Here is a 23,950-nt window from a genome sequence, read left to right as displayed (position 1 = left end):
TAATAGAAGGAGGATATTTTATGGATTACACGCTTGAAGAGTTAGAAGAAATGAAACAAATTATTCTAATAGCAATCCCGAAAGAAATCAGTGCAAGAGATTTTTACTTGAATGCATCAAAAAAATTTAAAACTCAAGAATCTATCCAGCTTTTTTTATCTCTTGCTGAACAGGAAAAAGGACACGAAGCTTCTTTAAGAAAGATACTAAAAGATATAGAAGAAAACATAATAAAAATAAAAAATTCAAAATAATTTAAGGAGGTATTTTTTATGAAACTCAAGTATTTTATTGCAGGTATTGGTTTTTTTACATTTTTAGGTCTAAATAATGCATTTGCGGCTAATTTTTCTGGACTAAAAGTTGAAGGAGATTGTTCAATTGTAACAACTTTTACTGTAAATGTAGCCAAAAAACCAGAAATTGGCACATATTTAGCAGGTCCAACCGGTATGACTCTATATTATTTAGAAAATGAAACTGACAACAACATAAAATGTAAAAATGAAGTTTGTTTGTCTAAATGGCCTATCTTTTATGAAAAAGAACTTTCTATACCAAGAATGTTAAAATCCAAAGATTTTAAAGTATTTAAAAGACCTGATGGTAAATTACAAATTTCATACGACAATAAACCACTTTACTACTTTGAAGGCGATAAAAAACCCGGTGATACCTTTGGCAATAATTTAAAAACACCAGTTGGTATATGGCATATTATAAAGGTTAAAATACCAATGAGTCAGGAATAATTAAAAATAAAGGAGGTTTTATGGCTTTAGCAATTGGTTCTAAAGTTGAGGATTTTACATTAAAAGATCAGAACTCTAAAGATATCAGTTTAAACTCTTATAAGGGCAAAAAAGTATTACTATCGTTTCACCCACTTGCATGGACAGATGTGTGTGCAAAACAAATGCAAAGTTTAGAAGAAAATTTTGATATTTTCAAACAATTAAATACTGTATGTCTGGGTCTTAGCATAGATACAGTACCATCTAAAAAAGCTTGGGGCAAAAGTCTAAATATAGAAAAAACACCGCTTTTGTGCGATTTTTGGCCACACGGGGAAGTTTCAAAAAAGCTCGATGTTTTTATTGAAAAATACGGCTTTTCAGGTAGAGTAAACATACTGCTTGACGAAAATTTTAATGTAATTTTTACTAAAGTTTACCCAATCAAAGAATTACCGGATATAAACGAGATTATCAAGTTTTTGGAGGAAAATTATGGACGCAATTGATTATGCTTTAGCTTTAGAAGAAGATGGCAAAAACTATTACAATGAACAAGCTTTAAAAGCAAAAAAAGAGGAGATTAGGTCTTTATTTTTAATGCTTGCAGCTGATGAGACAAGACATTATAAAATTATAGAAAAATTTAAAGAAGGTGTATACGAATACCTGCCTACCTCAACATTTGACAATGTGCCAAATTTATTTAAAAAACTAAAAAATCAAAATAGTGATTTTTCAGATGAACAAAATTTATTAGATGTCTACAGCAAAGCAATAAAAATAGAAATAGATTCAAGAGATTTGTACAATCAAAAATCTCTTGAATCCGATAATGAAAACGAAAAAAACATACTCCAGCTAATTTCAAAAGAAGAAGATAAACACAGAATTATCCTTGAAAACTTAATGGAATTTATAAGGAAAGGTCAGGAATGGGTTGAATCAGCCGAGTTTAGCCATATCGAAGAACAGTTAAGAAAGGAGTAAATATGGATTATACTATTGTCCTTACAGCCGCAGCAGGTCAAGGCGTTGAAACGGTTGAAGCATTAGTCTCAAAAGCCTTTAAAGAAGCAAATTTTTTTGTGTTTTCCGATAAAGAATATATGTCGAGGGTAAGAGGTGGCGTAAACTCTACCACCATAAGGGTCTCATCAAAAGAAAATAAAGGTTACAAGCAGTTTGCCGATTTTTTATTCTTATTTACAAAAAATGCACTTGATCATTCAAAAAATAGAATATCAAAAGATACAATAATTTTTTCAGAAGAAGATTTTATAACAGATGAGTATAAGTCTCAATTTTTTACAGTTGATTTTTTAAAAATAGCTAAAAATCTTGGCAGCGCAATATTTGCAAACACTGTTGCGTTTGGGTTTATATCATCAATTTTTAAGATTAATACTAACATTGCACATAATGCAATTAAAAATCATTTTAAAGATCCTGATGTTGCACAAAAAAACATTGAGGCATACAATGCTGGCTATAATCTATTTAAAGATAGCTCATATAGCAAAATCAAACCACAAATTGATTACCTAACACCCAAAAAATATGCTTTACTAAGTGGTTCACAGGCTGTATCACTTGGAGCATTATCTTCAAATGCAAGGTTTTTATCTTTTTATCCAATGTCACCATCTACAGATGTTGCAATATTTTTAGCCCATCAAATGGATAAATTTGATATCTTAGTAGAACAATTTGAAGATGAAATATCAGCTGTTAACGCTGCAATTGGTGCATGGTTTGGCGGAGTTAGAGCTTTTGTTACAACATCTGGCGGAGGTTATGCTCTTATGGAAGAAGGCGTAAGTCTTGCTGGTATGACTGAAACACCACTTGTGGTTCATTTAGCTCAAAGACCATCGCCTGCAACCGGTCTTCCTACAAGAACATCTCAAAGTGATCTCAACTTAGTTTTGTACTCCTCCCATGGTGATTTTCCAAGGGCTATATTTTCACCAAGAAATTTAGAAGATGCGTTTTTTGTAACACAAAAAGCTTTTGATATAGCTGATAAATACCAATGTGTAAGCTATATTTTGACTGACCAATATTTTATGAGCATGATGTATAATATTGATTCAACACAATTAGAATTTTTGGAACCCAAAAACTATATCATTCAAACACCTCAAGATTACAAAAGGTACGAATTAACTCAAAACGGTATATCAAAAAGAGGCATCCCAGGTTTTGGCGATGGAATTATTGTAGCAAATGGCAACGAGCATGATGAGTATGGAGATATTACAGAAGATGAAACGTTGTCTAAACTCATGCTTGAAAAAAGAATGAGAAAAATAGATGGTATAAAAAGTGAATCATTAAAACCGTTGTATATAGGACCACAAATATTTAAAAATTTAGTTGTTTGTTATGGCTCATTGTATGAAAATACAAAAGAGGCCTTAGAATTATTAAAAAGAGATGATACAGGACTATTATGCTATTCTCAGTTGTACCCTTTAAATGATGATGGCTTAAATTACCTTAAAAAAGCACAGAAATTAATCTTTGTTGAGCAAAACTTTTCAGGTCAATTTGCAAACCTGATCTGGAAAGAATATGGCATAAAAGTAGATAAGCTCATAAATAAGTACACAGGAAGACAATTTTTTGTTGAAGAATTAAAAGAAAAACTTGAAATGGCATTGGAGGTTAAATGAGCACGCTTGGTGAATTTGAACCAAAAAGACCTGATTCTTATGATGTATCATGGTGTCCAGGCTGTGGCAATTTTCCACTAAGAGATGCACTGGCTTCAGCTTTCAAAAAATTGAATTTAAAGCCAACAGATATAGCTATAGTTAGCGGCATAGGGCAGGCTGCAAAAATAGTTCATTATATAAATACGCACGGTTTTCATTCGCTACACGGAAGAGCAATACCTATTGCCTCGGCACTTAAAGCTTCAAACCCAAATCTTGTCGTAATTGCTGAAGGTGGCGATGGCGATATGTATTCAGAAGGGGGAAACCATTTTTTGCATGGTATAAGGAGAAACTCAGATATTACAGTTATCATACATAATAACCAAATTTATGGTTTAACAAAAGGGCAGGGCTCGCCTACAACAATGATGGGTCAGCATACAACTACTCAGCCATTTGGCGTATTTGAAGAGCCATTAAATGCAATTGCGCTTGCAATAGTTTTAAATGCCTCATTTGTAGCAAGAGCTTATGTTGGAAACAAAGATTACACAGCAGATATTATTGCCCAGGCAATCAATCATAAAGGTTTTGCTGTTGTTGAACTGTTTCAACCATGTGTCAGTTTTAATAAAGTCAATACCTATCAATGGTATAGTGAACACACATACATAATGCAAAATCACGATCCCAAAAACAAAATACTCGCACTTCAAAAAGCACTTGAAAACGATCCTATGCCACTTGGTGTTTTTTACATAAACGATAAAAAAACATTTGAAGAAAATCTAATGTGTTACAAACAAGACAATACACCATTGTTTAAAAGGAGTACACAAATCGATAAAATTAAACATTCTATAGATGAAAATTTTTAGCATAAATCAATAAATTAATTTATCATATTTTGTCATTATGAAGTGCTAGCGAAAAATCTACTTATTTTTTTAATGTTTATGAGATCCTTCGTCGCTTGCGCGCCTTCAGGATGACGGGATTCTTCGGCCACTAAAGTGGCCTTCAGAATAACGAAAACATACATTAAAACTATTAAAGTTTATTGTAGAAAAACTCTTTAGCTGGCTTATTTTAGTAAAAGGAGGATTTATATGGATACAATAGCTGATTTTCAAAAATTAATAGAAAGCATACTAGAGAAAGTAAGCAATAGCATTCCTTCAAAGATTATTTACTGGGATGGCTCTACAAAACAGTTTGGAACAACACCAGGCAAGATAACAATAAAGATAAATAGCCCTTTGGTTTTAAAAGAGCTAATGAGTGATTTGAGTCTTGGTTTTGGGGAAAATTACACAAATGGAAATCTAGAGATAGAAGGAAACCTGCAAGATATTTTATACCTTGAACATTTTATCAGAGAAAGAGGCATAAAAGCACCTGTAAAAACAAAACTAGAAATACTTGCAAACAAGCTTTCAAATATAAACTCCAAAAAAGGTGCAAAGAAAAACATATCACACCATTATGATTTGGGCAATGAATTCTTTGGTTTGTTTTTGGATAAAAGCTATACTTACTCATGCGCTTACTTTAAAAACCCAGATGATACACTTGAAAATGCTCAAAACAACAAGTATGAGCTTATATGTAGAAAAATTCATCTGAAAAATAATGATACTGTTTTAGATGTAGGCTGTGGCTTCGGTGGTTTTTTGATATATGCAGCAAAAAGGAATTATATAAAGGGTTTGGGCTGCACTATATCCAAAAACCAGTATGAGTTTGCAAAAGACAAAATCAAAGAAGAAGGCTTGGAAAAAAATATTGAAGTAATATACGAAGACTATAGAAACTTAAAAGGCCAGTTCAACAAATTTGTCTCCATAGGCGCATACGAGCATATTGGAAAAAACTATGCAGATACATTCTTTAAAAAAATAGATACTCTTCTAGAGCCATACTCAATAGGTCTTTTACATACAATAGGGCACAATGAACCGCTTCTAACAGATCCATGGACACTGAAGTATATTTTCCCGGGTGGTTATCTGCCATCCCTAGAAGAACTTGTAAAAAGAATCAGAAAAGTAAAATTCTACATTATTGATATAGAAAACTTAAGACCTCATTATGCAAAAACAATACATCACTGGATTGAACGATTTGAAAAAAACATTGATAAAGTACAACAACTATTTGATGATAAGTTTGTTAGAATGTGGAGGCTCTACCTAAATGGAGCGCAAGCATCATTTACATGGGGAGATACACAACTATACCAGATAGTCTTCTCAAAAGGCCAAATAGATATACCGCTTTATAGGGGAGAAATTTATAATGGATTTTAAGTTATAATAAATATGTGTTTAGTTGTCTTTTCAATAAACCATTTGCAACAATACAAATTAATTTTAGCAGCCAATCGTGATGAATACTACAAAAGAAAAAGTTTACCTTTTTATTGGTACAAATTTGACCATGATACATTACTTGCACCAAGAGACCTTGAAGCATTTGGAAGTTTTTTTGGTATTACAAAAAAAGGTAAATTAGCATTTTTAACAAATTATAGAAATCCTTCTTTATTAAAAACAGATGCACCATCCAGAGGCCTAATTGTATGGGATTATCTAACCAAAAATATAGATAAAAATATTTTTATAAAAAATTTACAACTGGAAAAATTTAACCCTTTTAATTTTGTATTTGGTACAACTGATGAGCTTTATTATTTTTCCAATATTAATAAAAAACTACTCAAAATAAAACATGGAATTCACACGTTGAGTAATAGTTTTATAGATGCAAATTGGCCCAAAACGCAAAAAGCAAAAATAAATTTTCAAAATATCATATCATCAACTAAAAATCAGAATACACTAATTGATTCATTATTAGAAATGCTACATGATACCACAAAATTTAGGTATAATTTGCCGGATACAGATATTGATAAATCGCTTGAAATAGAGCTTTCTTCGATTTTTGTCAAAACTCAAAATTATGGAACCCAATACTCGTATGTCTTAATCATAGACAATAATAACAAAGTTGTCCTTACAGAAGAAAATCATATGCAAAAAACAAAAGAAACGTTTACTTTTGAAATTATCTAAATAAAGACAATTTTTTAAACTACTTTTAATTAAAATAACAAAACTTTGAAAAATTGAAAATTTCTGGTGCGCCCGAGAGGATTCGAACCTCTGGCCCACGGCTTAGAAGGCCGTTGCTCTATCCAGCTGAGCTACGGGCGCTCTAAATGGTCGGGGTGAGTGGATTTGAACCACCGACCCCCTGCTCCCAAGGCAGGTGCGCTAACCAAACTGCGCTACACCCCGCAAACAGCTTTGAATCTTCTACCACATTTATTTTAAAATTGCAACACTTTTTGTATATAAAAAATCGGTTTGCAAGTTTGTTAAAGTTATGATATATACAATAAAAGGAGGTTAAGGATGCTTAGCGAAACGCACATTATAATTATAGTATTACTCGTAGCGTTGATTTTTGGCGCAAGAAAGTTGCCAGAAATTGGATCAGGCTTAGGGAAAGGTATAAAAAATTTTAAAAGTTCTTTAAAAGATGCAAAAGATGAGGAAAAAGAAAAATTGGAAGATAAAGAAAGTACAAAATGAGATCTTTAATTAAATCAATAATTGATAATTTTATCGAAGATAAAAAATATAGCAACGTTAATTACGATATAGATTATCCTCCAGAGGAGATTTTTGGAGATTATTCAACAAATTTAGCTATGGTGCTTGCAAAGAAAATCAAGCAAAATCCTCTAAATATTGCAAACGATTTCAAATTATATTGCGAAAAAACAGATTTTTTTCAAAAATTTGAAATAAAAATCGAAAAACCAGGTTTTATAAATTTTTTTATCAAAAGAGAATTTCTAGTAGAGCAAATTTTATTAATAAGCGAAAAAAAAGAAAATTACTTTAAGCTAGATCAACCCTCTAATCAAAAAATACAAATTGAGTTTGTAAGCGCAAATCCTACCGGTCCGCTTCATATAGGACATGGCAGAGGCGCTGCAATTGGCGATTGCTTGGCTAGAATTTTAACATTTCTAGGTTATAATGTAACGAGAGAATACTATATAAATGACGCTGGATACCAAATGCATATGCTTGGTTTATCAACCTTTTTGAGATATCAAGAATTATTAGGTAAACAAATTGAATTCCCGGAGGATGGATATCAAGGCGATTATATAAAAGACATTGCACAAAGTCTTATTGAAAACTACCAAGATAGACTGTTAAATAAAGAAAGTGCTCTGGATATTTGTTTAGATAAAGCTAAAGACACAATTATGAACGACATACTAAATGATATGGACAATTTTAGAGTAACATTTGATGTATTTTTTAGTGAAAGTAGTTTATTTAAGAACAACGAAGTAGGGCAAACAATATCACTTTTAACTCAAAAAGACTATACCTACGAAAAAGATGGCGCTTTATGGTTTAAAAGCGCACAATTTGGAGATGATAAAGATAGGGTGCTTATAAAAAAAGACGGTAAATACACTTACTTATCAAGCGACATTGCTTATCACAAAAATAAATTTCTCTCAAGAAGATTTGATAAGGTAATAGATATTTGGGGTTCAGATCACCATGGTTATGTAGCAAGACTTAAAGCAGCTTTAGAAGCTCTTAATATTGATAATAAAAATTTAATTGTATTACTTGTTCAATTTGTAAACTTAATTCAAGAAAACAATAAAGTTTCTATGTCAACAAGAAAAGCTACATATATTGAGTTAAAAGAACTCATAAACGAAATTGGCATAGATGCCGCACGATTTATTTTCGTATCAAAAAGTATAAATTCTCATCTAGATATAGATATATCGATTTTAAAGAAAAATTCTATGGATAATCCTGTCTATTACATACAGTATGCACATGCACGAATCATGAGTATATTAGAAAAAAGCGATTGCAGTAATATTATTGAAAAAAATTTATTTGGACTTTTGATCGAAACAGAAGAGTTAAATTTAATAAAAGCATTGTTTCAATTTAAAGAATACTTGCATGATAGTGCAAAAACTTTAGAGCCGTACTTGATTACCAAATCATTGCTATTAATTGCAGAAAGGTTTCATCAGTTTTACAATAAGCACAAAGTTATTAATGAAAATAAAGATTTGAGCTGTGCTCGGTTGAACTTGATAAAAATTGTTGCTTTTGTTATTGCTTTGGGTTTCTTCTTAATTGGAATACAGGCAAAAAATAAGATGTGAGGTCCGATTATGGAACAAGAAAAATTTAAATTTGAACAAAATCATCAAAACTCTCAAAAGAAAAAAAATTTTGGTATATGGACACTTATAATATCCATTGTAATAGCTTTTGGGTTTGGTTATGGCGTAGGTTTTGTGTCATCTGCATATTTCAGAAATATAAACATAAATAAAGAACTCGCAAATAATATACAAATACTCCAATCAAATAGCACCTCTGTCAAAAATGAACAAACTGTCAAAGCACCTCCTGTAAATCAATCAAAAATTGCTATTCAAGTAAACAATACAAATTCTACAAAATCTGAAATAAAAGCTATAGTTAGTAGTCTAACAAATCAAACTAATGCTACCAAAACAACAAGCATTAAAGAAAACCCAAAGCCAAAAGAACCACCAAATTCTTCTCAAACTAAAACACAAACAAAAGAAAGTAAAAACACGGCTGTAAACATTAAAGAAATAAAAACTCAAGATAACTACATTGTTCAAGTTGCATCATTTCCTGATAGGTCTAAAGCGCTAAATTTGGTAATTTCACTAATCCAAAAAGGCTATAATGCTTCAAGCGAACAAATAACAATAAATAATAATCCATATACAAGAGTAATCATAGCAGCTCATAGTCTTTCACAGGCAAACAAGATTGCAGAAAAATTAAAAACAGAAGGCATAACAAATCTGCCAATAATATATGAGAGGAAACAATGATACCTTATCCAGATATTAACCCTATAGCTTTATCAATTGGACCATTTCATATCTTTGGTAAAACAATCGGACCTTTTGATGCAAGATGGTATGGCATAGCTTATGCACTAGGTTTTTTAATCGGATATTTTTACATCAAACACAGAATAAAAATTTCTGATTATTTTAAAAACAAATCGATAGCAGATGATTTGATATTCTATTCCATAATAGGAGTAATCGTTGGTGGCAGACTAGGCTATGTGCTTATTTATAACTTTGCTTACTATATGAATCACCCACTTAGGATATTTTATGTATGGCAAGGTGGTATGAGCTTCCATGGTGCTTTAATAGGCCTTGTTTTGGTAGGCTTATATATTACAAAAAAATATAATGTCAGGTTTTATAAACTTGCAGATGAAGTTGCTGTTATTGCACCAATTGGTATTTTTTTTGGAAGAATTGCAAATTTCATCAATGATGAATTATGGGGTAGACCATCAAACCTGCCATGGGCAATTGCTTTTCCAAGAGGTGGCTACATTCCAAGACAGCCTTCCCAGCTTTACGAAGCTTTATTTGAAGGTCTGATATTATTTCTAATCTTATATTTTTCGCGTGATAAACTCATCAAAAAAGAAGGCTTTTTATTCTGGCTATTTGTATTGTTGTATGGAATATTCAGATTTTTTGTTGAATTTACAAGAGAACCAGACCCTCAAATAGGTTTTATTCTGGGTCTTACTATGGGACAATGGTTGTGTTTAGCCATGATAATAGTATCTACAATTTTTTTTATTATACTTAGAAAAAAATGGAAAAATGCAACCTGAAGAAATAAAATCGCTGAAACTCAAATTTATAGAAAGTAAGAAAAAAGAACTGCCATCTCATATACTGGAAATGGGCCTTAATATGCTATATAAAGAACCAATGGATTTAAAAGGAGTATTTTCAAAAGATCTATGTGAAATAGTAGAAATAAAAAACTTCAACCAAGATAAAACTTACAATATAGCTAAAACTACAAGTGCTCTTATTATCAATTCTGATAATGTATTTTTACATGGCTCATTGGAAAACATTTCTTTTGCCAAAGAAAACTTTAATTTACCAATAATAGCAAGAGATTATTTTTTAGAAGAATACCAGATTTATTTAATCAGGATTTACCAAGCGGATGGAATTATTATAGAGCCAGGTTTTATTGATGACCAAACACTAGAAAAAATTTCGTTATTAAGTCTTGCAATGGGTATTGAGCCAGTATACGAGATACGAACACAAAATGACATAGATAGACTTAAAAAATATGATTTTGCTACTATGTTTATTTTCGAAAATGAAAATTTAATACCAAATTTTGAAAAAACTAAATTCAACATTTTTTACGATACAGCAATAAATAAAGAAAAATTAACTGAAAGGGGGGCAAAAATATTTATCAGGGTTTTGATTTAAATGAATTTAAGCAAAAAACCATCTATTTTATTGGCATTGGCGGCATTGGAATGAGTTCCATTGCACAATACCTACATACAAAAGGTTATAAAATAAAAGGTTCAGACCAAAGCGAAAATAAAAATATAGTGGCATTAAAAGAATTAGGTATCAAAATCAATATAGGACATCTTCCGCAAAATATAACAAACGATATAGCGCTTGTTGTAATATCATCTGCTATAAAAGAAGACAATCCAGAAGTTACTCAAGCAAAGAAATATGGTATAAGGGTTTTAAAAAGGTACGAATTACTGGCTTTGCTTTTTAATGAAAAATTTGGTATAGCAATTGCAGGTTCTCATGGAAAAACAACAACTACATCTCTTGCCACAGAACTTTTGTGTGAAGCATCTTTTAACCCAACCGCTATTATCGGTGGCAAAATTCAAAAAATAAAACAAAATGTAATGTGTGGAAATAGCAATTACTTTATTGCTGAAGCAGATGAAAGCGACGGTGGATTTTTGCTTTTAGACCCAAAAATAGCCATTGTAACAAATGTAGACAATGACCATTTAAGTTACTATAAAAATTTCGAAAATGAAATAGAAGCATTCAAAGAATTTGTTAAAAAAAGCAATTACACAATATTAAACATAGATGATAAAAATTTATCCGAGATTAATAAACAAATTAATTCACAGCGTTGTTTTACATATTCTTTGCAAAACACAAATGCTCATTTTTGGGTTGAAAATATTCAATACAATGGCAAATCTAGTCAATTTATTGTTCATGCGCCACAAGAAAGCTTTCAATTAAAACTCAACATACCAGGTACTCATAATATATCAAACTCATTGGCCATAATAGCTTTGGCACATATTTTACGTATAGAAAAAACACATCTGCAAAAAACGCTTGAATCTTTTAGTGGAGTTGATAGAAGATTTAGTTTTAGGTCGTTTTTAAAAGAGGATGTAGAAGTATATGACGATTATGCACATCACCCAAGAGAAATAGAAGCCACTCTCCAGGCAGCAAAACAAACTACTAAATCACGTGTTATTGCAATTTTTCAACCACATCGCTATACTAGAGTACAATCCTTGATGAATGAGTTTTCAAAATGCTTTAAGCTCGCTGATATTGTTTTTCTGCTTGATATTTACCCAGCCAGTGAACAACCTATAAAGGGCGTAAATTCAAAAATTTTATCTGAAAATATAAATAGATTTTCTAACAATTGTGTATATATAGATAACATCAATGATATAAAGTCAATTTTGATTAATGAAACCAAACCAGGCGACTTAGTAATTACAATGGGTGCTGGCGATATAACAAAGCTTTCATACCAACTAAATTCTAATGCAAAAAGTTGAAATCAACACATGCAATATTACATCTTTTAGACAAGATGGTGTTTGTTTATTAAATTATATAGAAAACGTATATGATTTAGACGATATAGAAACAGACGCTCTAATTGGTTATGGTAGCAACATTTTAATCAATTCAAAAAGCAAACTGTATAAATTATCTAAAAATTTTTCTTATGTAAAAATACATGACAATTTAGTAAAGATTGGAGGGTCAACAGGTGTTAATTTTATAAATAAAATATTAATAAAAGAAAACCTTTCTGGTCTTGAGTTTTTAGGAGGTATACCAGCATCTATTGGTGGTTGCGTTAGGATGAACGCTGGAGCTTTTGAAAAAAGTATTAAAGATATATTTGAACTTGCTATATGTTTTAGTTCAGATAAAGGCATACATAAGATTGATAAAGATGAGGCAAATTTTGGTTATAGAAGTTCTAATTTTAAAGGTAAAATTATTCTTGAAGTAGAATTGCGCCTTAAAAAAGATAATTTAAACTATATTGAGAAAAAAATCAGAGAAAATATTAAAATTAGAATTTCAAAAGCACCTATTATACGTACTTTTGGCAGCGTTTTTAAAAATCCACAAAATCAAATAGCTGGAAAACTGATTGAAGAGTGTGGATTGAAAGGTAAAACTGTAAATGATGCAATGATCAGCAAAAGCCATGCAAACTACATAATAAATCTTAATAAAGCTACTGCAAGCGATGCACTAAAATTAATTGACATAATTAAAAATAGTGTTTATAAAAAGTTTAATATTGAGCTGCAGGAGGAGGTTATAATACTATGAGTGTTTTAGTTGTTTGCGGTGGCGATTCACCAGAAAGAGAAATATCAATTAAAACTGGTACTGCAATTTACCAGGCCTTATTAAATCTCAAATATAATGCAGAAAAATTTGTTTGTGAGGGAAAAAAAGACTGCATTGAAACAATTACAAAGAAAAAGCCAGATATAGTTTTTATTGCACTACACGGTGGATTTGGAGAAGATGGAACTCTTCAAGCTGCACTTGAGATGTACAATATTAAATATACCGGATCAAATTCACTCTCAAGTAAAGCGTGCATGAACAAATTCTTCACAAAAGCCATTTTAAAAGAGTATCACATACCAACAAAACCAGCAGTTTTAGCAAAAGACATAAAAGATATAGAGAATATAAACAGCTTCCCAGTATGCATTAAACCAAACAATGAAGGCTCTTCAATTGGTGTTGAATTTGCTTACGATAATATACAACTTGAAGCAAAATTTAGTGAACTTATAAAACAATTTAAAGAATTAATTATTGAAGAAAAAATTACAGGTACAGAAGTTACACTAAGTATGTTAAATTATGAATGCTTGCCACTTATAGAAATTGCACCCAAAAAAGGTTTCTATGATTATTCAAACAAATATACATCTGGTGCAACACAGTATATCATACCGGCTAGAATTGATAAATCAATAATAAACGAAATAAACAAAATAGGGAAAATAATTTATAAAGCACTTTATTGCAAAGGTGCTATTAGGATTGACATGATTTTAGAAAAAAGTATACCTTATGTGTTGGAAGTCAACACAGTTCCTGGCATGACTCAAACAAGTTTGTTGCCTAGTGCAGCCAAGAGTATAAATATTAGTTTTGAATTATTAGTAGAAAAAATACTAAAATCTGCCTATGAAGGATTTTAAAAATTTTAAATCTTACAAAAAACCTAAAAAGAACTACTCATTAATTAAAAGAAAGATTATTTTAATAATAATATCTGCGGTTTTAGTTGTGGTTTTTATCTACGCTGCATTCAAAGGCTTATATTTTTTAAAAAATGCCCAAGAATCAAAAATAAAATACATTTATATTAAAGGAAATAGTATCATAGATTCAAAATATTTGATAAAAAGCTTAAAAATAAACAAAGACACTAAGCTTAATAATCAACTAAAAATTGATGTTTATAATGAGTTAATGAAAAATCCATACATTGCTCAAGCCAATGTAGCAACTATAAAGCCAGATACACTTTATATTGATATAAAAGAAAAAAAGCCTCTTTGCATACTTGAAGCTAATAATAGAAAATTGATGTTCTCAAGCAACGGCCAATATATGACAGATAATGTAAATTCTCAACAAATTAATACCAATAAAATATTGCATATTAAAATGTCAAATTTAACAACTCAAATTAACAACAAAAGCGCAGTTTTAGGACTTATTAAACTTTATAAAAAGTTAGACAAATTAGAAAAAATTAGTTATATTAGTATGGAAGATAATAAATTTGAGGTTTATTTTGAAAATGGTATTATGGTAAAAGCAAATATGTTTGATTGCGATTATGATAAATCTGCAGCAAGACTTGAAACTATTTGGCAAAAGTTGTTACCTGATGTTAAAAAAATTGAAAGTGTTTCTATATGTTATCCTGATAGAATTATAATAAAATGGAAAACAAAGGAGATAAACAGTGGAAGATAGCGGTAGAATTATAGTAGGTTTGGATATAGGCACAACAAAAGTATGCACAGTTGTGGGTAAATATGAAGCATCTGAATTAAAAATAATAGGAATAGGCACAAACCCATCTTCCGGACTCAGAAAAGGTATAGTTATAAACATAGATCAGGCTGTAGACTCCATTAAAAAATCCATTTTTAAAGCTGAACAAATGAGTGGTGTTAAAATTACAAATGTGTATGCAGGTATTTCGGGTAGCCATATTCGATCTTACAATTCTACAGGCGTCATAGCTGTAAAAAGCAATGAAGTTGTAGAGGCTGATATAAAAAGAGTAATTGATGGCGCTAAAGCTATTATTATACCTCCGGATAGGGAAATTATACATGTTATACCTCAAGAATTTATTGTTGACGAACAAACTGGAATAAAAGAACCTCTTGGCATGTCTTGCACTAGGCTTGAAGCTAAAGTGCATGTGGTAACAGGTGTAGTGTCAAATATTCAAAATATTATTAAATGCTGTCAGAAAAGTAGTTTAAATGTTATAGACATCGTTTTGCAGCCAATAGCATCTTCTTTAGCGGTTTTAAGTCAAGATGAAAAAGATATTGGTGTGTGCTTGGTTGATATCGGTGGTGGTACAACAGATATCGCCGTTTTCTTAAATAATTCCTTAAAACATACTTTTGTTTTTTCTATCGGTGGAGATCATGTCACCAACGATATTTCTGTAGCATTTAGATTACCTTACAAAGAAGCTGAAAATTTAAAAATCAATTATGGTACAGCTATTTTTGAAGGTGAATACGAAGATGAAGTTATTGAACTTCAAAGGAATTTTTCATCAAAAATTAAACAAATACACAAAAGCGATTTAGCTCAAGTTATTGAACCACGAATGGAAGAAATATTTTCTTTTGTTAAAGAAGAATTAGAAAAATTAAATATTTTAGGATTGCTTGGCGCTGGTATAGTTTTAACTGGCGGCAGTGCAATGCTGGAAAATATAACTGATTTAGCAGATAATATTTTCAAAATGCCTGTTAGGGTTGGTAGTCCTATAAATATTGGGGGAATAAGGGATGCATTAGACAATCCAATGTATTCAACTGCTATAGGCTTGACTATGTACGCAATAGAAAATCGTCAAGAAAAAGGCGATGTCTTAGCAACACCAAACAGTGGTGATGCGTCTTTTTCTTCAATTATTTCAAAAATGAAGAAATGGATTAAGGAGATGTTTTAATGAGTGACATAAAACAAAAAAATAATGAATCCTTACATGATGGAGCTGTTATAAAAGTGGTAGGTGTAGGTGGTGGTGGTTCTAACGCCGTAAACAACATGGTAAAATATGGTATAAAACACGTGGAATTTATATCTGTTAATACAGATAAACAAGCCCTGGACATGTCTTTAGCTCCAAATAAATTGCAAATTGGCATTAACTTAACAAAAGGCTTAGGTGCTGGAAGTGATCCTCAAAAAGGCAAACAAGCAGCAGAAGAAAGCATAGAAGACATAAAGAAAACTTTGCAAGGGGCTGATATGGTTTTTATTACAGCTGGAATGGGTGGTGGTACAGGCACTGGTGCAAGTCCAATAGTTGCAAAAGTAGCAAAAGATTTAGGAGCATTAACTATTGGCGTTGTGACAAAACCTTTTACCTATGAAGGCAAAAATAAAGAAAAAGTAGCCAAAGATGGTTTAGAGTCGCTAAAACAAATTGTTGATAGCATAATCATTGTTCCAAACCAAAAATTATTTGATTTCTATAAAAATCTAACATTGATCGATGCCTTTAAAAAGGTTGATGATATTTTAAGGCAAGCTGTACAAAGTATAGTTGAACTAGTTCAAAAGCCTTCCGATAATTCGTCATTTATTATCAATATTGATTTTGCCGATGCTCAAACAATAATGAGCGAAAAAGGCATTGCACTAATGGGAATAGGTGAGTCTAGTGGTGATAATCGTATAAAAATTGCTACTGAGATGGCTATATCGAATCCTTTACTAGAAAACACAAGCATTGACGGTGCAAAAGGCATATTGATGAATATTACTGCAAGTAGCAACTTTGGTTTGCAGGAATTGGAAGAAGCGGCTAATATTATACAAAATGCTATGAATGAACAAGCTATTTTTAAATATGGTTTTATTGTTAACGAGTCTATAGAAGAAAAAGTGCGTGTAACCATTATTGCAACGGGCTTCGAGGAAAAGGGTAAACCTAATCTAACAAAGAAAGTCAATATTAGATATAAAACCATAGATAAAGATTATTTTAACGAGATAAGAAAAATATCAGAGATGCCAATTGAAGATAAATTTGACATACCTACTTACATAAGAAACAAGGAAGACTCATAATTGGTACTTATAATAATAAAATATTTTAGCAACATAACAGCGCTACTAAAAAAAGTAGGTATAAAATAAAAGGGAGTACTAACATGGCATTAAATGAGAAAGAAATTACTTTTGTTGCAGATAAAATAGTTAACATAATGATTAAAAAAGGTTTGGTTCAATTAAAAAAGGATAAAATGGTAATCGTCGATTTTGTTAGAAAAATTTTTGAACAAGATGTGCTAAAAGAAAAGGAATTAGATCAAAAAACATTGATATATATTGAAAACTATGCAGAACAAATCAAGCAAGAAAATATCGACAAAACAAAATTTTTCCAAATGATGAAAAGAAAAATAGCAGAAAAAGAAGGTTTTGTTTTATGAGATACTCAAGAGACAGAATACGAAATATTTCAAGAAATATCATCAAAAATTTAGAAATTAATCAATTGGTTGACTTTTTAGTTTCAAGGGATATTCTATTATCTGAGATTGAAAGTGTTATTGATGATTATTTTAAAATAAATAGCCAAGCTTATGAAGCAGCTTTAGAGGAAATTAAAAAGAAAAAAAAGCTTATGGCTGGAAGTATAGAGTGGGATATAACATTTAACCAGATATATGAGCAGGAACTAAACAAAAGGTTATTAAAATGACAAAAGCTTATTTGGTTTTAGAAAATGGTACTGTGTTTGAAGGTAACTCATTTGGGTTACAAGGCACATCAATAGGTGAAATTGTATTCAATACCAGCATGAGTGGATACCAGGAAATACTTACAGATCCTTCTTATAAAGGTCAAATTGTTCTTATGACATATCCACAAATAGGAAATTATGGAGTAAACAATACTGATATTGAAAGTAAAGCACCAATGTCAGAAGGTTTTATAATAAAAGAATTATCCGCTATAGCCTCAAATTTCAGGAGCGAATTGACGCTTGACGAATATTTAAAAAAACATTCAATTGTAGGTATTTCAGATATAGATACAAGATATTTAACTAAAATTTTACGTGAACATGGTAGTATGATGGGCATGATAACAACGGAAAAAAACACAAAAAATGAACTTATAATCAAATCTAAAAATTTAGGCACAATAGTTGGAAAAGATTTGGTGCAGTATGTTACATGTTCAACTTCATATAAATGGGATGAACCATTGTATTGCTTTGATTTTGAAAATAGACCTAAGGTAAAAGATACATTAAAAAAACCTAAAGTTATAGTTTATGATTTTGGCACGAAAAGAAATATTTTAAGACACTTATATAGTGCAGGCTTTGAAGTAATTGTAGTAAATGCCTATATTAAATATGAAGATGTAAAAAAATTATCACCTGATGCTATTTTTCTATCAAATGGGCCAGGTGACCCAAGGGGTCTCAATAATGAACACCTGATGGAAGTTAAAAAAGCAATTTTAGAGTATCCAACGTTTGGTATATGTTTTGGATTGCAAATAATTTCTAGAATTTTTGATGCAGAAATTTACAAGCTAAAGTTTGGACACCATGGGGCAAATCATCCAGTCAAGAATTTACTAACAGGAAAAATAGAAATAACTGTTCAAAACCATAATTATGCAGCAAAAGAAGATAGTTTACTAAAGAGTGGTTTTGAAATAACACACAAAAACTTAAACGATAATAGCATAGAAGGTATAAAACATAAAAGTTTACCAATATTTGCCGTTCAATATCATCCAGAAGCGAGTGCTGGCCCACACGATTCGCAGTATTTATTTGATGAATTTTATAAAATAGTCACGGGAGGCGGAATTGAGAAAACAAAGAACAATTAAAGAAATTGTGAAAGTTTCTGGTATAGGTGTCCATACTGGAAAGAAAGTTGATATTATAATAGAACCAGCTCAAGAAAATACAGGTATTGTTTTTCACAGAACAGATATAAATCTGTTTATTCAAGCCAATCAGAGTAATGTTGTAGACACAACTTTATCAACTACATTAGGCATAGACGGCGTGTATGTCAAAACTGTTGAGCATTTACTTGCCAGCCTATACGCAATGAACATAGATAATTGTATTATTAGAATAGACAACGAAGAAGTGCCTATACTTGATGGCTCAAGTGCGTCTTGGGTGTATCTATTAAGAAATGCATCGTTTGTTGAGCAAAAACATTACAAAAAAGTTCTTCTTGTAACAAAACCTATAAAAATCAAAGATAATGGCAAATTTGTTGCACTTTTACCTTGCAGAAAATTCAAAATTAGCTATGCTATCTCTTTTGACGGTACTTTTATCAATAAACAAAAATACGAGATCGAGGTAAACGAACAAAGTTTTATAAAAGAAATTAGTAAAGCAAGAACTTTTTGTTTTTTAAGGGATATTGAATATATGCAGCAAAACAATCTGGCGTTGGGAGGTAGCTTAGATAATGCCGTTGTGGTAGATGATTACGGTATTATAAATGAAGACCCATTAAGATATGAAAATGAATTTGTAAGACATAAAATACTTGACGCAATTGGTGATTTGTCAATTTTAAATTATGATTTAAAAGCTCACTATATTGCATATAAATCAGGCCATAATTTAAACTATAGACTTGTATCAAATTTGCTTCAAGATAAAAAATCTTTTGCGCTAATAGGCTCACCAAAGCATGAGATGGAAATTCTTGAAAATTTAGGTTATTTGAGTCCCTCAGTTGGTTCTATTTAAAATTGGTTGAAATGCGATTTAACTTCGCATAATTTACATTATGTCAACTAAACAAAAATAATAAGGTGTAGAATGAAAGTTTTGGTTACTGGCGGAGCTGGATATATTGGCTCACATACACTCAAAGCCCTAAGAGAAGAAGGTATAGAAACACTCACGTTTGATAATTTATCAACTGGGCATGAGTGGGCGTTGCTTGGGAGTCAATTATTTATTGGCGATTTGTCTGATTATGGTACTATAAAAAAAGCTATTTCACTGTTTAAACCAGATGCTGTTATACATTTTGCCGCATCTATACAAGTTGGAGAATCTGTTTTAAATCCATTGTTATATTATTCGAATAATCTAAAAAACACTATAAATTTGCTCAATGCTATGATAGAAAACAATGTTAATAAAATTGTTTTTTCTTCTAGTGCTGCAGTTTATGGTATACCACAAAGCAACCAACCTGTTAAAGAAATTAATATAACTTTACCAATTAACCCGTATGGACAGACAAAATTAATGATAGAAAAAATTCTATCAGATATGGCACATGCAAATCAAATAGAATATATATCGCTTAGGTATTTTAATGCTGCAGGAGCCGATAGCAACTCGTTAATAGGTCAAGCCTACAAGTACGCAACTCATCTTATAACAAGAGCTTTGAAAACAGCTAAGGGAGAATTTGATAAATTAGAAATCTATGGTGCTAATTACCCCACACCAGATGGTACATGCATAAGAGATTATATTCATGTTGATGATTTAGCTCAAGCTCATCTATCTGCACTTAGAGCGCTTAATTACAACATAAAGAATGAAATATTCAATATTGGTTATGGTACTGGATATTCTGTTCAAGAAGTTATAATGAAGGCTAAAGAAATCACAAATATAGACTTTAAAGTAGTTACAGTTCAAAGAAGAGAAGGCGACCCGCCATTTCTTGTTGCGGATAATACAAAAATTAAAGAATTACTAAAGTGGGTTCCTAAATATGATAGTTTGAACTACATTATACAGACTGCTTGGGAATGGGAAAAAAAGTTAAGCAAGCTGCAATGATGGAGCTTGAACTTTGTGACTTCAAAACTATAAAAGTCTATCAGCCAAAAGTTGGCTATAGATTTAGCTTTGAACCATTCTTTTTGGCTAATCTTGATATACAAAAGCATTGTAAAGTTGCAGCTGACATTGGAAGTGGCTGTGGTATTATTTCCATCTTGTTAGCAAAAAAAACTTCAATAGAAAAAATATATGCAGTGGAAAACAACCTGGAATATATTGATATTCTTAACGAAAATATAAGAATTAACAATGTCAATAATATTTTTGTAACTCATAGTATTGAAAATTTACCAAACAATTTTTTAGATTTAGTTGTTAGCAATCCTCCATATTACACAAAATCAAGTTTTCGCTTATCAAAAAAATATGAAACTCAAAAATTTGAAAGTATACCATTATTAGAAATAATTAAAAATATAAGACGTAAAATAAAACATAATGCCACTTTACGTCTCTCCTTTCATACTACCAGGCTTTTTGAACTTTTGAATATTTTAGACACAAATAAATTTGGTGTAAAAACAATCCAACTAGTTTACGGTAATAAAAATAAAATTTCAAAAGTATGTATTGTTGAAGCAAAATATAATTCTAAAACTTATATTACAATAGAAAAGCCTATCTTCCTAGAAGAGTATAAACTTTATTGATAAGATTATCACAAGACAAACTGTACTTTTTTCTAAGAAATTCTGACTCGCCCTGCTCTAAAAAAGCATCAGGTAGTGCAATATGCTCTATTTTTGATTTATGATTTTCATAGTGTGTATAAGCATAAGTTATTAGATTTTGACCTAATGAACCAATATATGTGTTTTCTTCCATGATTATAATATTCTTAAATCGATTTAATATCTCATTAAACATTTTATCATCAAATGGTTTAATAAACCTTGCATTTACGATAAATGGGTTTATTTCTTTTTCCTGCAATATTGGTATAGATTGCATAGAGTATTTTACACAATTACCATACGAAATAATGCAAATATCGCAAGATTCAGTATCATTCAAAACTTGCCATTTACCAAACTCTATTGTATCAATAAATTGTTCGCCAAAATCAACAGATTCACCCCTCGGATACCTTATAGAAAATGGACCAAAATCATTATCAACTGAAAATCTTAATAATGCGTCAAGTTCTCTTGCGTCTTTTGGCGCAGTAATAATCATATTAGGCACTAAATTTAAATAAGAAATATCAAAAATACCTTGATGCGTTTCGCCATCGTCACCCACTACACCAGCCCTGTCTATCGCAAAAACTACGTTTAATTTTTGGAGTGCAATATCATGAATAATCTGATCATATGCTCGCTGAAGGAAAGTTGAATAAATAGCAACAATAGGTTTTATACCCGATATTGCAAGACCGCCCGCAAAAGTCACAGCGTGTTGCTCAGCAATACCCACATCAAATACTCTCTCTGGAAATAAATTCTTGGCTTTTTCAAGGCCAGTACCTATAAGCATAGCTGCACTAATGGCAACTACTTTTGGTTTATCCTTCATAATATCAATTATACTATTACCAAAAACTGAAGAATAACTTGGACTTTTGGCTTTTTCTAAAGTTTGGCCAGTTGAAACATCAAAAGGACCAATACCATGGAATTTAGAAGGATTTTCTTCTGCAAATTTATAACCTTTGCCTTTTTTTGTAAGTACATGAACAAATACAGGGCCTCTTAGATTCTTAACATTTTCAAATATGGTTACAAGATCCTCAATGTTTTCACCGTCAACAGGACCAAAATATTTAAAACCAAACTCTTCAAAAAGTAAACCAGGTGAAAAAAATTTAAAAGATTCCTCTATCTTTTTTGCAAGTTTTAAAGCAGGCTCATTTAAAACAGGAAAACCTTTAATGGCCCTTTCTATCTCTCTTCGTAAAGTATTATACGTAGGACCAGTTAATCTCTTTGTTAGATATGTTGATATAGCACCCAAAGATTTAGAGATAGACATTTTATTATCATTTAAAACAACTATTAAATCTTTATCAAGTTCACCTGAATTATTTAATGCTTCAAAAGTGATTCCACTAGTTAGTGCTCCATCACCAATAACAGCTATAACTTTTTCTTTAGTATTTAGAAGATCTTTGGCGGTAGTCATACCCAAAGCAGCTGATATTGCAGTACTTGCATGACCTACGTTAAAAGTATCGTACTCGCTTTCCGTAATCTTTGGAAAACCGCTTAGTCCACCATAAGTCCTTAAAGTTCTAAATTGTTCTCTTCTGCCTGTAATAATTTTATGAGCATATGCTTGATGTCCAACATCCCAAACGATTTTATCCTTTGGTGTATTAAATACATAGTGTAAGGCAAGCGTAAGCTCAATTGCACCCAAAGAAGATGCTAAATGTCCACCATTTTTTGATGTAACATCTATTATTATATTTCTTATTTGATCGGCAATAACAGTTAAATCTTTTAGCTTTACTTTTTTTAAATCATTCGGAGAATTAATTGTTTCTATCATTTAGTTTTATCTAAATATACTTTTGCCTGTTTTGCTTCAGGTGAGTTTGGATACAATTTTATAACTTTTTCTAACAAAAAACGACCATCAATTTTATCTCCAAGATTGATAAACGACAAACCTTCTTTTAGCATAGCTTTCTTAACGAGCTGACTCTTTGGATATGTGTTAACAATCTGATCAAAATTTATTATAGCTTTATCATAAATCTTTAGATTGTAGTAGCTATCAGCAATATAATATAAAGCCTGATCATTTAACTTAGAATTTTTATAAGTTGCTTGGAAAGCCGTAAAAGCCTTGATAGCTTGATTATATTCCTTAGCATCAAATAAAGCTTTTGCTTTTTTAAAATCTGATTCTTCTGGTGAAACCACAGCTGATTTAGCAACACTTTCTTGCGAAGATTGTGAAGCTTGAGGAGAAGTCTGCTGTTTTAATGCGTTTACCTCTGCTTGAAGTTTATTCAGTTGTTCTTTAATCTCAGGCGAAGCACCACTATTTGTTTGAATACTTTCTATTTTTCTGGCTAAATCATCTATTCTACCTTTCAGTTCACCATACTTAACAAGCAAATCTTCAATCTTAAGATATAAACTTGCTTGATTTGACTGAAGCGTTTTAATATCCTGCGAATTTTTTGATATTTGATCCAATTGAGAACTATATGGATTTTCTTGAGCAAAAGCACTACCTGATAAACTTAATCCAATAACCAAAGCTACCAAGACTTTTTTCATAGTCTAAC

27 protein-coding genes and 2 tRNA genes are annotated in these 23,950 nt (G+C 31.0%); 25 read left to right on the top strand and 4 right to left on the bottom strand.

From position 1 onward, the window contains the following. Positions 1–20: 20 nt before the first annotated feature. The 8 genes from ACP5FO_RS02375 (at position 21) to ACP5FO_RS02340 (ending at position 6,474) form a co-directional block, all read left to right on the top strand. Complete coding sequence (locus ACP5FO_RS02375) at positions 21–254, top strand: ferritin family protein (RefSeq protein WP_025391733.1); 234 nt, start codon at positions 21–23, stop codon at positions 252–254. 18 nt (positions 255–272) lie between these two features. Further along, the gene (locus ACP5FO_RS02370; RefSeq protein ID WP_428109802.1) at positions 273–752 is read left to right on the top strand and encodes a COG4315 family predicted lipoprotein; all 480 of its coding nucleotides are present in this window, start codon (positions 273–275) and stop codon (positions 750–752) included. A gap of 20 nt (positions 753–772) precedes the next feature. Further along, positions 773–1,243 carry a redoxin domain-containing protein gene (locus ACP5FO_RS02365; RefSeq protein WP_428109798.1) on the top strand — a complete coding sequence of 157 codons (471 nt, stop codon included), beginning with the start codon at positions 773–775 and terminating at the stop codon, positions 1,241–1,243. Then, a complete protein-coding gene (locus ACP5FO_RS02360) occupies positions 1,230–1,724 on the top strand; it encodes a ferritin family protein (protein WP_428109795.1) in 495 nt (164 codons plus the stop codon). Before ACP5FO_RS02365 ends, ACP5FO_RS02360 begins: the two co-directional genes overlap by 14 nt. 2 nt (positions 1,725–1,726) lie before the next feature. Beyond that, positions 1,727–3,412, top strand: a complete 1,686-nt coding sequence (locus ACP5FO_RS02355; protein WP_428156965.1) for a 2-oxoacid:acceptor oxidoreductase subunit alpha — start codon at positions 1,727–1,729, stop codon at positions 3,410–3,412. Beyond that, the gene (locus ACP5FO_RS02350; RefSeq protein WP_428109789.1) at positions 3,409–4,275 is read left to right on the top strand and encodes a thiamine pyrophosphate-dependent enzyme; all 867 of its coding nucleotides are present in this window, start codon (positions 3,409–3,411) and stop codon (positions 4,273–4,275) included. Before ACP5FO_RS02355 ends, ACP5FO_RS02350 begins: the two co-directional genes overlap by 4 nt. Before the next feature lie 231 nt (positions 4,276–4,506). Then, the gene (locus ACP5FO_RS02345) at positions 4,507–5,706 is read left to right on the top strand and encodes a class I SAM-dependent methyltransferase (RefSeq protein ID WP_428156964.1); all 1,200 of its coding nucleotides are present in this window, start codon (positions 4,507–4,509) and stop codon (positions 5,704–5,706) included. Between the two features lie 12 nt (positions 5,707–5,718). Then, positions 5,719–6,474, top strand: coding sequence for an NRDE family protein (locus ACP5FO_RS02340; protein WP_428109775.1), 756 nt, complete (start codon positions 5,719–5,721; stop codon positions 6,472–6,474). 64 nt (positions 6,475–6,538) lie between these two features. On the opposite strand, the gene ACP5FO_RS02335 is transcribed toward ACP5FO_RS02340, so the two are convergent. Then, positions 6,539–6,615: transfer RNA gene (locus ACP5FO_RS02335), tRNA-Arg, on the bottom strand. A gap of 6 nt (positions 6,616–6,621) precedes the next feature. Beyond that, a tRNA-Pro gene (locus ACP5FO_RS02330) sits at positions 6,622–6,699 on the bottom strand. A gap of 117 nt (positions 6,700–6,816) precedes the next feature. Between ACP5FO_RS02330 and ACP5FO_RS02325 the strand changes: the two genes are divergently transcribed. The 17 genes from ACP5FO_RS02325 to ACP5FO_RS02245 all read left to right on the top strand — a co-directional run bounded on the left by ACP5FO_RS02325 (position 6,817) and on the right by ACP5FO_RS02245 (position 21,362). Continuing rightward, positions 6,817–6,996: a twin-arginine translocase TatA/TatE family subunit gene (locus tag ACP5FO_RS02325; RefSeq protein WP_428109771.1), complete on the top strand. Its 180-nt coding sequence runs from the start codon at positions 6,817–6,819 to the stop codon at positions 6,994–6,996. Further along, positions 6,993–8,624 carry an arginine--tRNA ligase gene (gene argS, locus ACP5FO_RS02320; protein WP_428109765.1) on the top strand — a complete coding sequence of 544 codons (1,632 nt, stop codon included), beginning with the start codon at positions 6,993–6,995 and terminating at the stop codon, positions 8,622–8,624. The genes ACP5FO_RS02325 and argS overlap by 4 nt, the downstream gene beginning before the upstream one ends. A 9-nt stretch (positions 8,625–8,633) precedes the next feature. After that, positions 8,634–9,335 carry an SPOR domain-containing protein gene (locus ACP5FO_RS02315; RefSeq protein ID WP_428109760.1) on the top strand — a complete coding sequence of 234 codons (702 nt, stop codon included), beginning with the start codon at positions 8,634–8,636 and terminating at the stop codon, positions 9,333–9,335. Next, positions 9,332–10,150 (top strand): prolipoprotein diacylglyceryl transferase, encoded by an 819-nt coding sequence (gene lgt / locus ACP5FO_RS02310; RefSeq protein ID WP_428109754.1) that lies wholly within the window; start codon positions 9,332–9,334, stop codon positions 10,148–10,150. The genes ACP5FO_RS02315 and lgt overlap by 4 nt, the downstream gene beginning before the upstream one ends. After that, the gene (locus ACP5FO_RS02305) at positions 10,140–10,778 is read left to right on the top strand and encodes a hypothetical protein (RefSeq protein WP_428109747.1); all 639 of its coding nucleotides are present in this window, start codon (positions 10,140–10,142) and stop codon (positions 10,776–10,778) included. Before lgt ends, ACP5FO_RS02305 begins: the two co-directional genes overlap by 11 nt. Next, the gene (gene murC / locus ACP5FO_RS02300) at positions 10,757–12,145 is read left to right on the top strand and encodes a UDP-N-acetylmuramate--L-alanine ligase (RefSeq protein WP_428109783.1); all 1,389 of its coding nucleotides are present in this window, start codon (positions 10,757–10,759) and stop codon (positions 12,143–12,145) included. Before ACP5FO_RS02305 ends, murC begins: the two co-directional genes overlap by 22 nt. Then, a complete protein-coding gene (gene murB, locus ACP5FO_RS02295; protein ID WP_428109740.1) occupies positions 12,132–12,941 on the top strand; it encodes a UDP-N-acetylmuramate dehydrogenase in 810 nt (269 codons plus the stop codon). The genes murC and murB overlap by 14 nt, the downstream gene beginning before the upstream one ends. Beyond that, entirely contained in the window at positions 12,938–13,834 is an 897-nt protein-coding gene (locus ACP5FO_RS02290) for a D-alanine--D-alanine ligase family protein (RefSeq protein WP_428109732.1), read from the top strand. The genes murB and ACP5FO_RS02290 overlap by 4 nt, the downstream gene beginning before the upstream one ends. Further along, entirely contained in the window at positions 13,821–14,621 is an 801-nt protein-coding gene (locus ACP5FO_RS02285) for a cell division protein FtsQ/DivIB (RefSeq protein ID WP_428109726.1), read from the top strand. Before ACP5FO_RS02290 ends, ACP5FO_RS02285 begins: the two co-directional genes overlap by 14 nt. Beyond that, positions 14,611–15,849: a cell division protein FtsA gene (gene ftsA / locus ACP5FO_RS02280; RefSeq protein ID WP_428109718.1), complete on the top strand. Its 1,239-nt coding sequence runs from the start codon at positions 14,611–14,613 to the stop codon at positions 15,847–15,849. The genes ACP5FO_RS02285 and ftsA overlap by 11 nt, the downstream gene beginning before the upstream one ends. Continuing rightward, positions 15,849–16,976, top strand: a complete 1,128-nt coding sequence (gene ftsZ / locus ACP5FO_RS02275; RefSeq protein WP_428109715.1) for a cell division protein FtsZ — start codon at positions 15,849–15,851, stop codon at positions 16,974–16,976. Before ftsA ends, ftsZ begins: the two co-directional genes overlap by 1 nt. 83 nt (positions 16,977–17,059) lie before the next feature. Continuing rightward, complete coding sequence (locus ACP5FO_RS02270) at positions 17,060–17,341, top strand: DUF507 family protein (protein ID WP_428109711.1); 282 nt, start codon at positions 17,060–17,062, stop codon at positions 17,339–17,341. Continuing rightward, entirely contained in the window at positions 17,338–17,613 is a 276-nt protein-coding gene (locus tag ACP5FO_RS02265; RefSeq protein WP_428109708.1) for a DUF507 family protein, read from the top strand. The genes ACP5FO_RS02270 and ACP5FO_RS02265 overlap by 4 nt, the downstream gene beginning before the upstream one ends. Further along, entirely contained in the window at positions 17,610–18,764 is a 1,155-nt protein-coding gene (carA, locus tag ACP5FO_RS02260; protein WP_428109705.1) for a glutamine-hydrolyzing carbamoyl-phosphate synthase small subunit, read from the top strand. Before ACP5FO_RS02265 ends, carA begins: the two co-directional genes overlap by 4 nt. Continuing rightward, complete coding sequence (lpxC, locus tag ACP5FO_RS02255) at positions 18,742–19,653, top strand: UDP-3-O-acyl-N-acetylglucosamine deacetylase (RefSeq protein ID WP_428109701.1); 912 nt, start codon at positions 18,742–18,744, stop codon at positions 19,651–19,653. Before carA ends, lpxC begins: the two co-directional genes overlap by 23 nt. Positions 19,654–19,725: 72 nt before the next feature. Further along, entirely contained in the window at positions 19,726–20,709 is a 984-nt protein-coding gene (gene galE, locus ACP5FO_RS02250) for a UDP-glucose 4-epimerase GalE (protein ID WP_428109696.1), read from the top strand. Next, on the top strand, positions 20,679–21,362 hold the full coding sequence (locus ACP5FO_RS02245; protein WP_428109693.1) for a methyltransferase: 684 nt from the start codon (positions 20,679–20,681) through the stop codon (positions 21,360–21,362). Before galE ends, ACP5FO_RS02245 begins: the two co-directional genes overlap by 31 nt. Here the strand turns inward: ACP5FO_RS02245 and dxs are convergent. Then, positions 21,331–23,202: a 1-deoxy-D-xylulose-5-phosphate synthase gene (dxs, locus tag ACP5FO_RS02240; RefSeq protein WP_428109686.1), complete on the bottom strand. Its 1,872-nt coding sequence runs from the start codon at positions 23,200–23,202 to the stop codon at positions 21,331–21,333. The two genes, ACP5FO_RS02245 and dxs, sit on opposite strands and share 32 nt — an antisense overlap. Beyond that, positions 23,199–23,942 (bottom strand): tol-pal system protein YbgF, encoded by a 744-nt coding sequence (gene ybgF, locus ACP5FO_RS02235; RefSeq protein WP_428156963.1) that lies wholly within the window; start codon positions 23,940–23,942, stop codon positions 23,199–23,201. The genes dxs and ybgF overlap by 4 nt, the downstream gene beginning before the upstream one ends. Between the last annotated feature and the right edge of the window lie 8 nt (positions 23,943–23,950).

Source organism: Desulfurella sp. (assembly GCF_049977265.1).
Lineage (GTDB): Bacteria > Campylobacterota_A > Desulfurellia > Desulfurellales > Desulfurellaceae > Desulfurella.
This window is presented reverse-complemented; position numbering and strand designations above follow the sequence as displayed.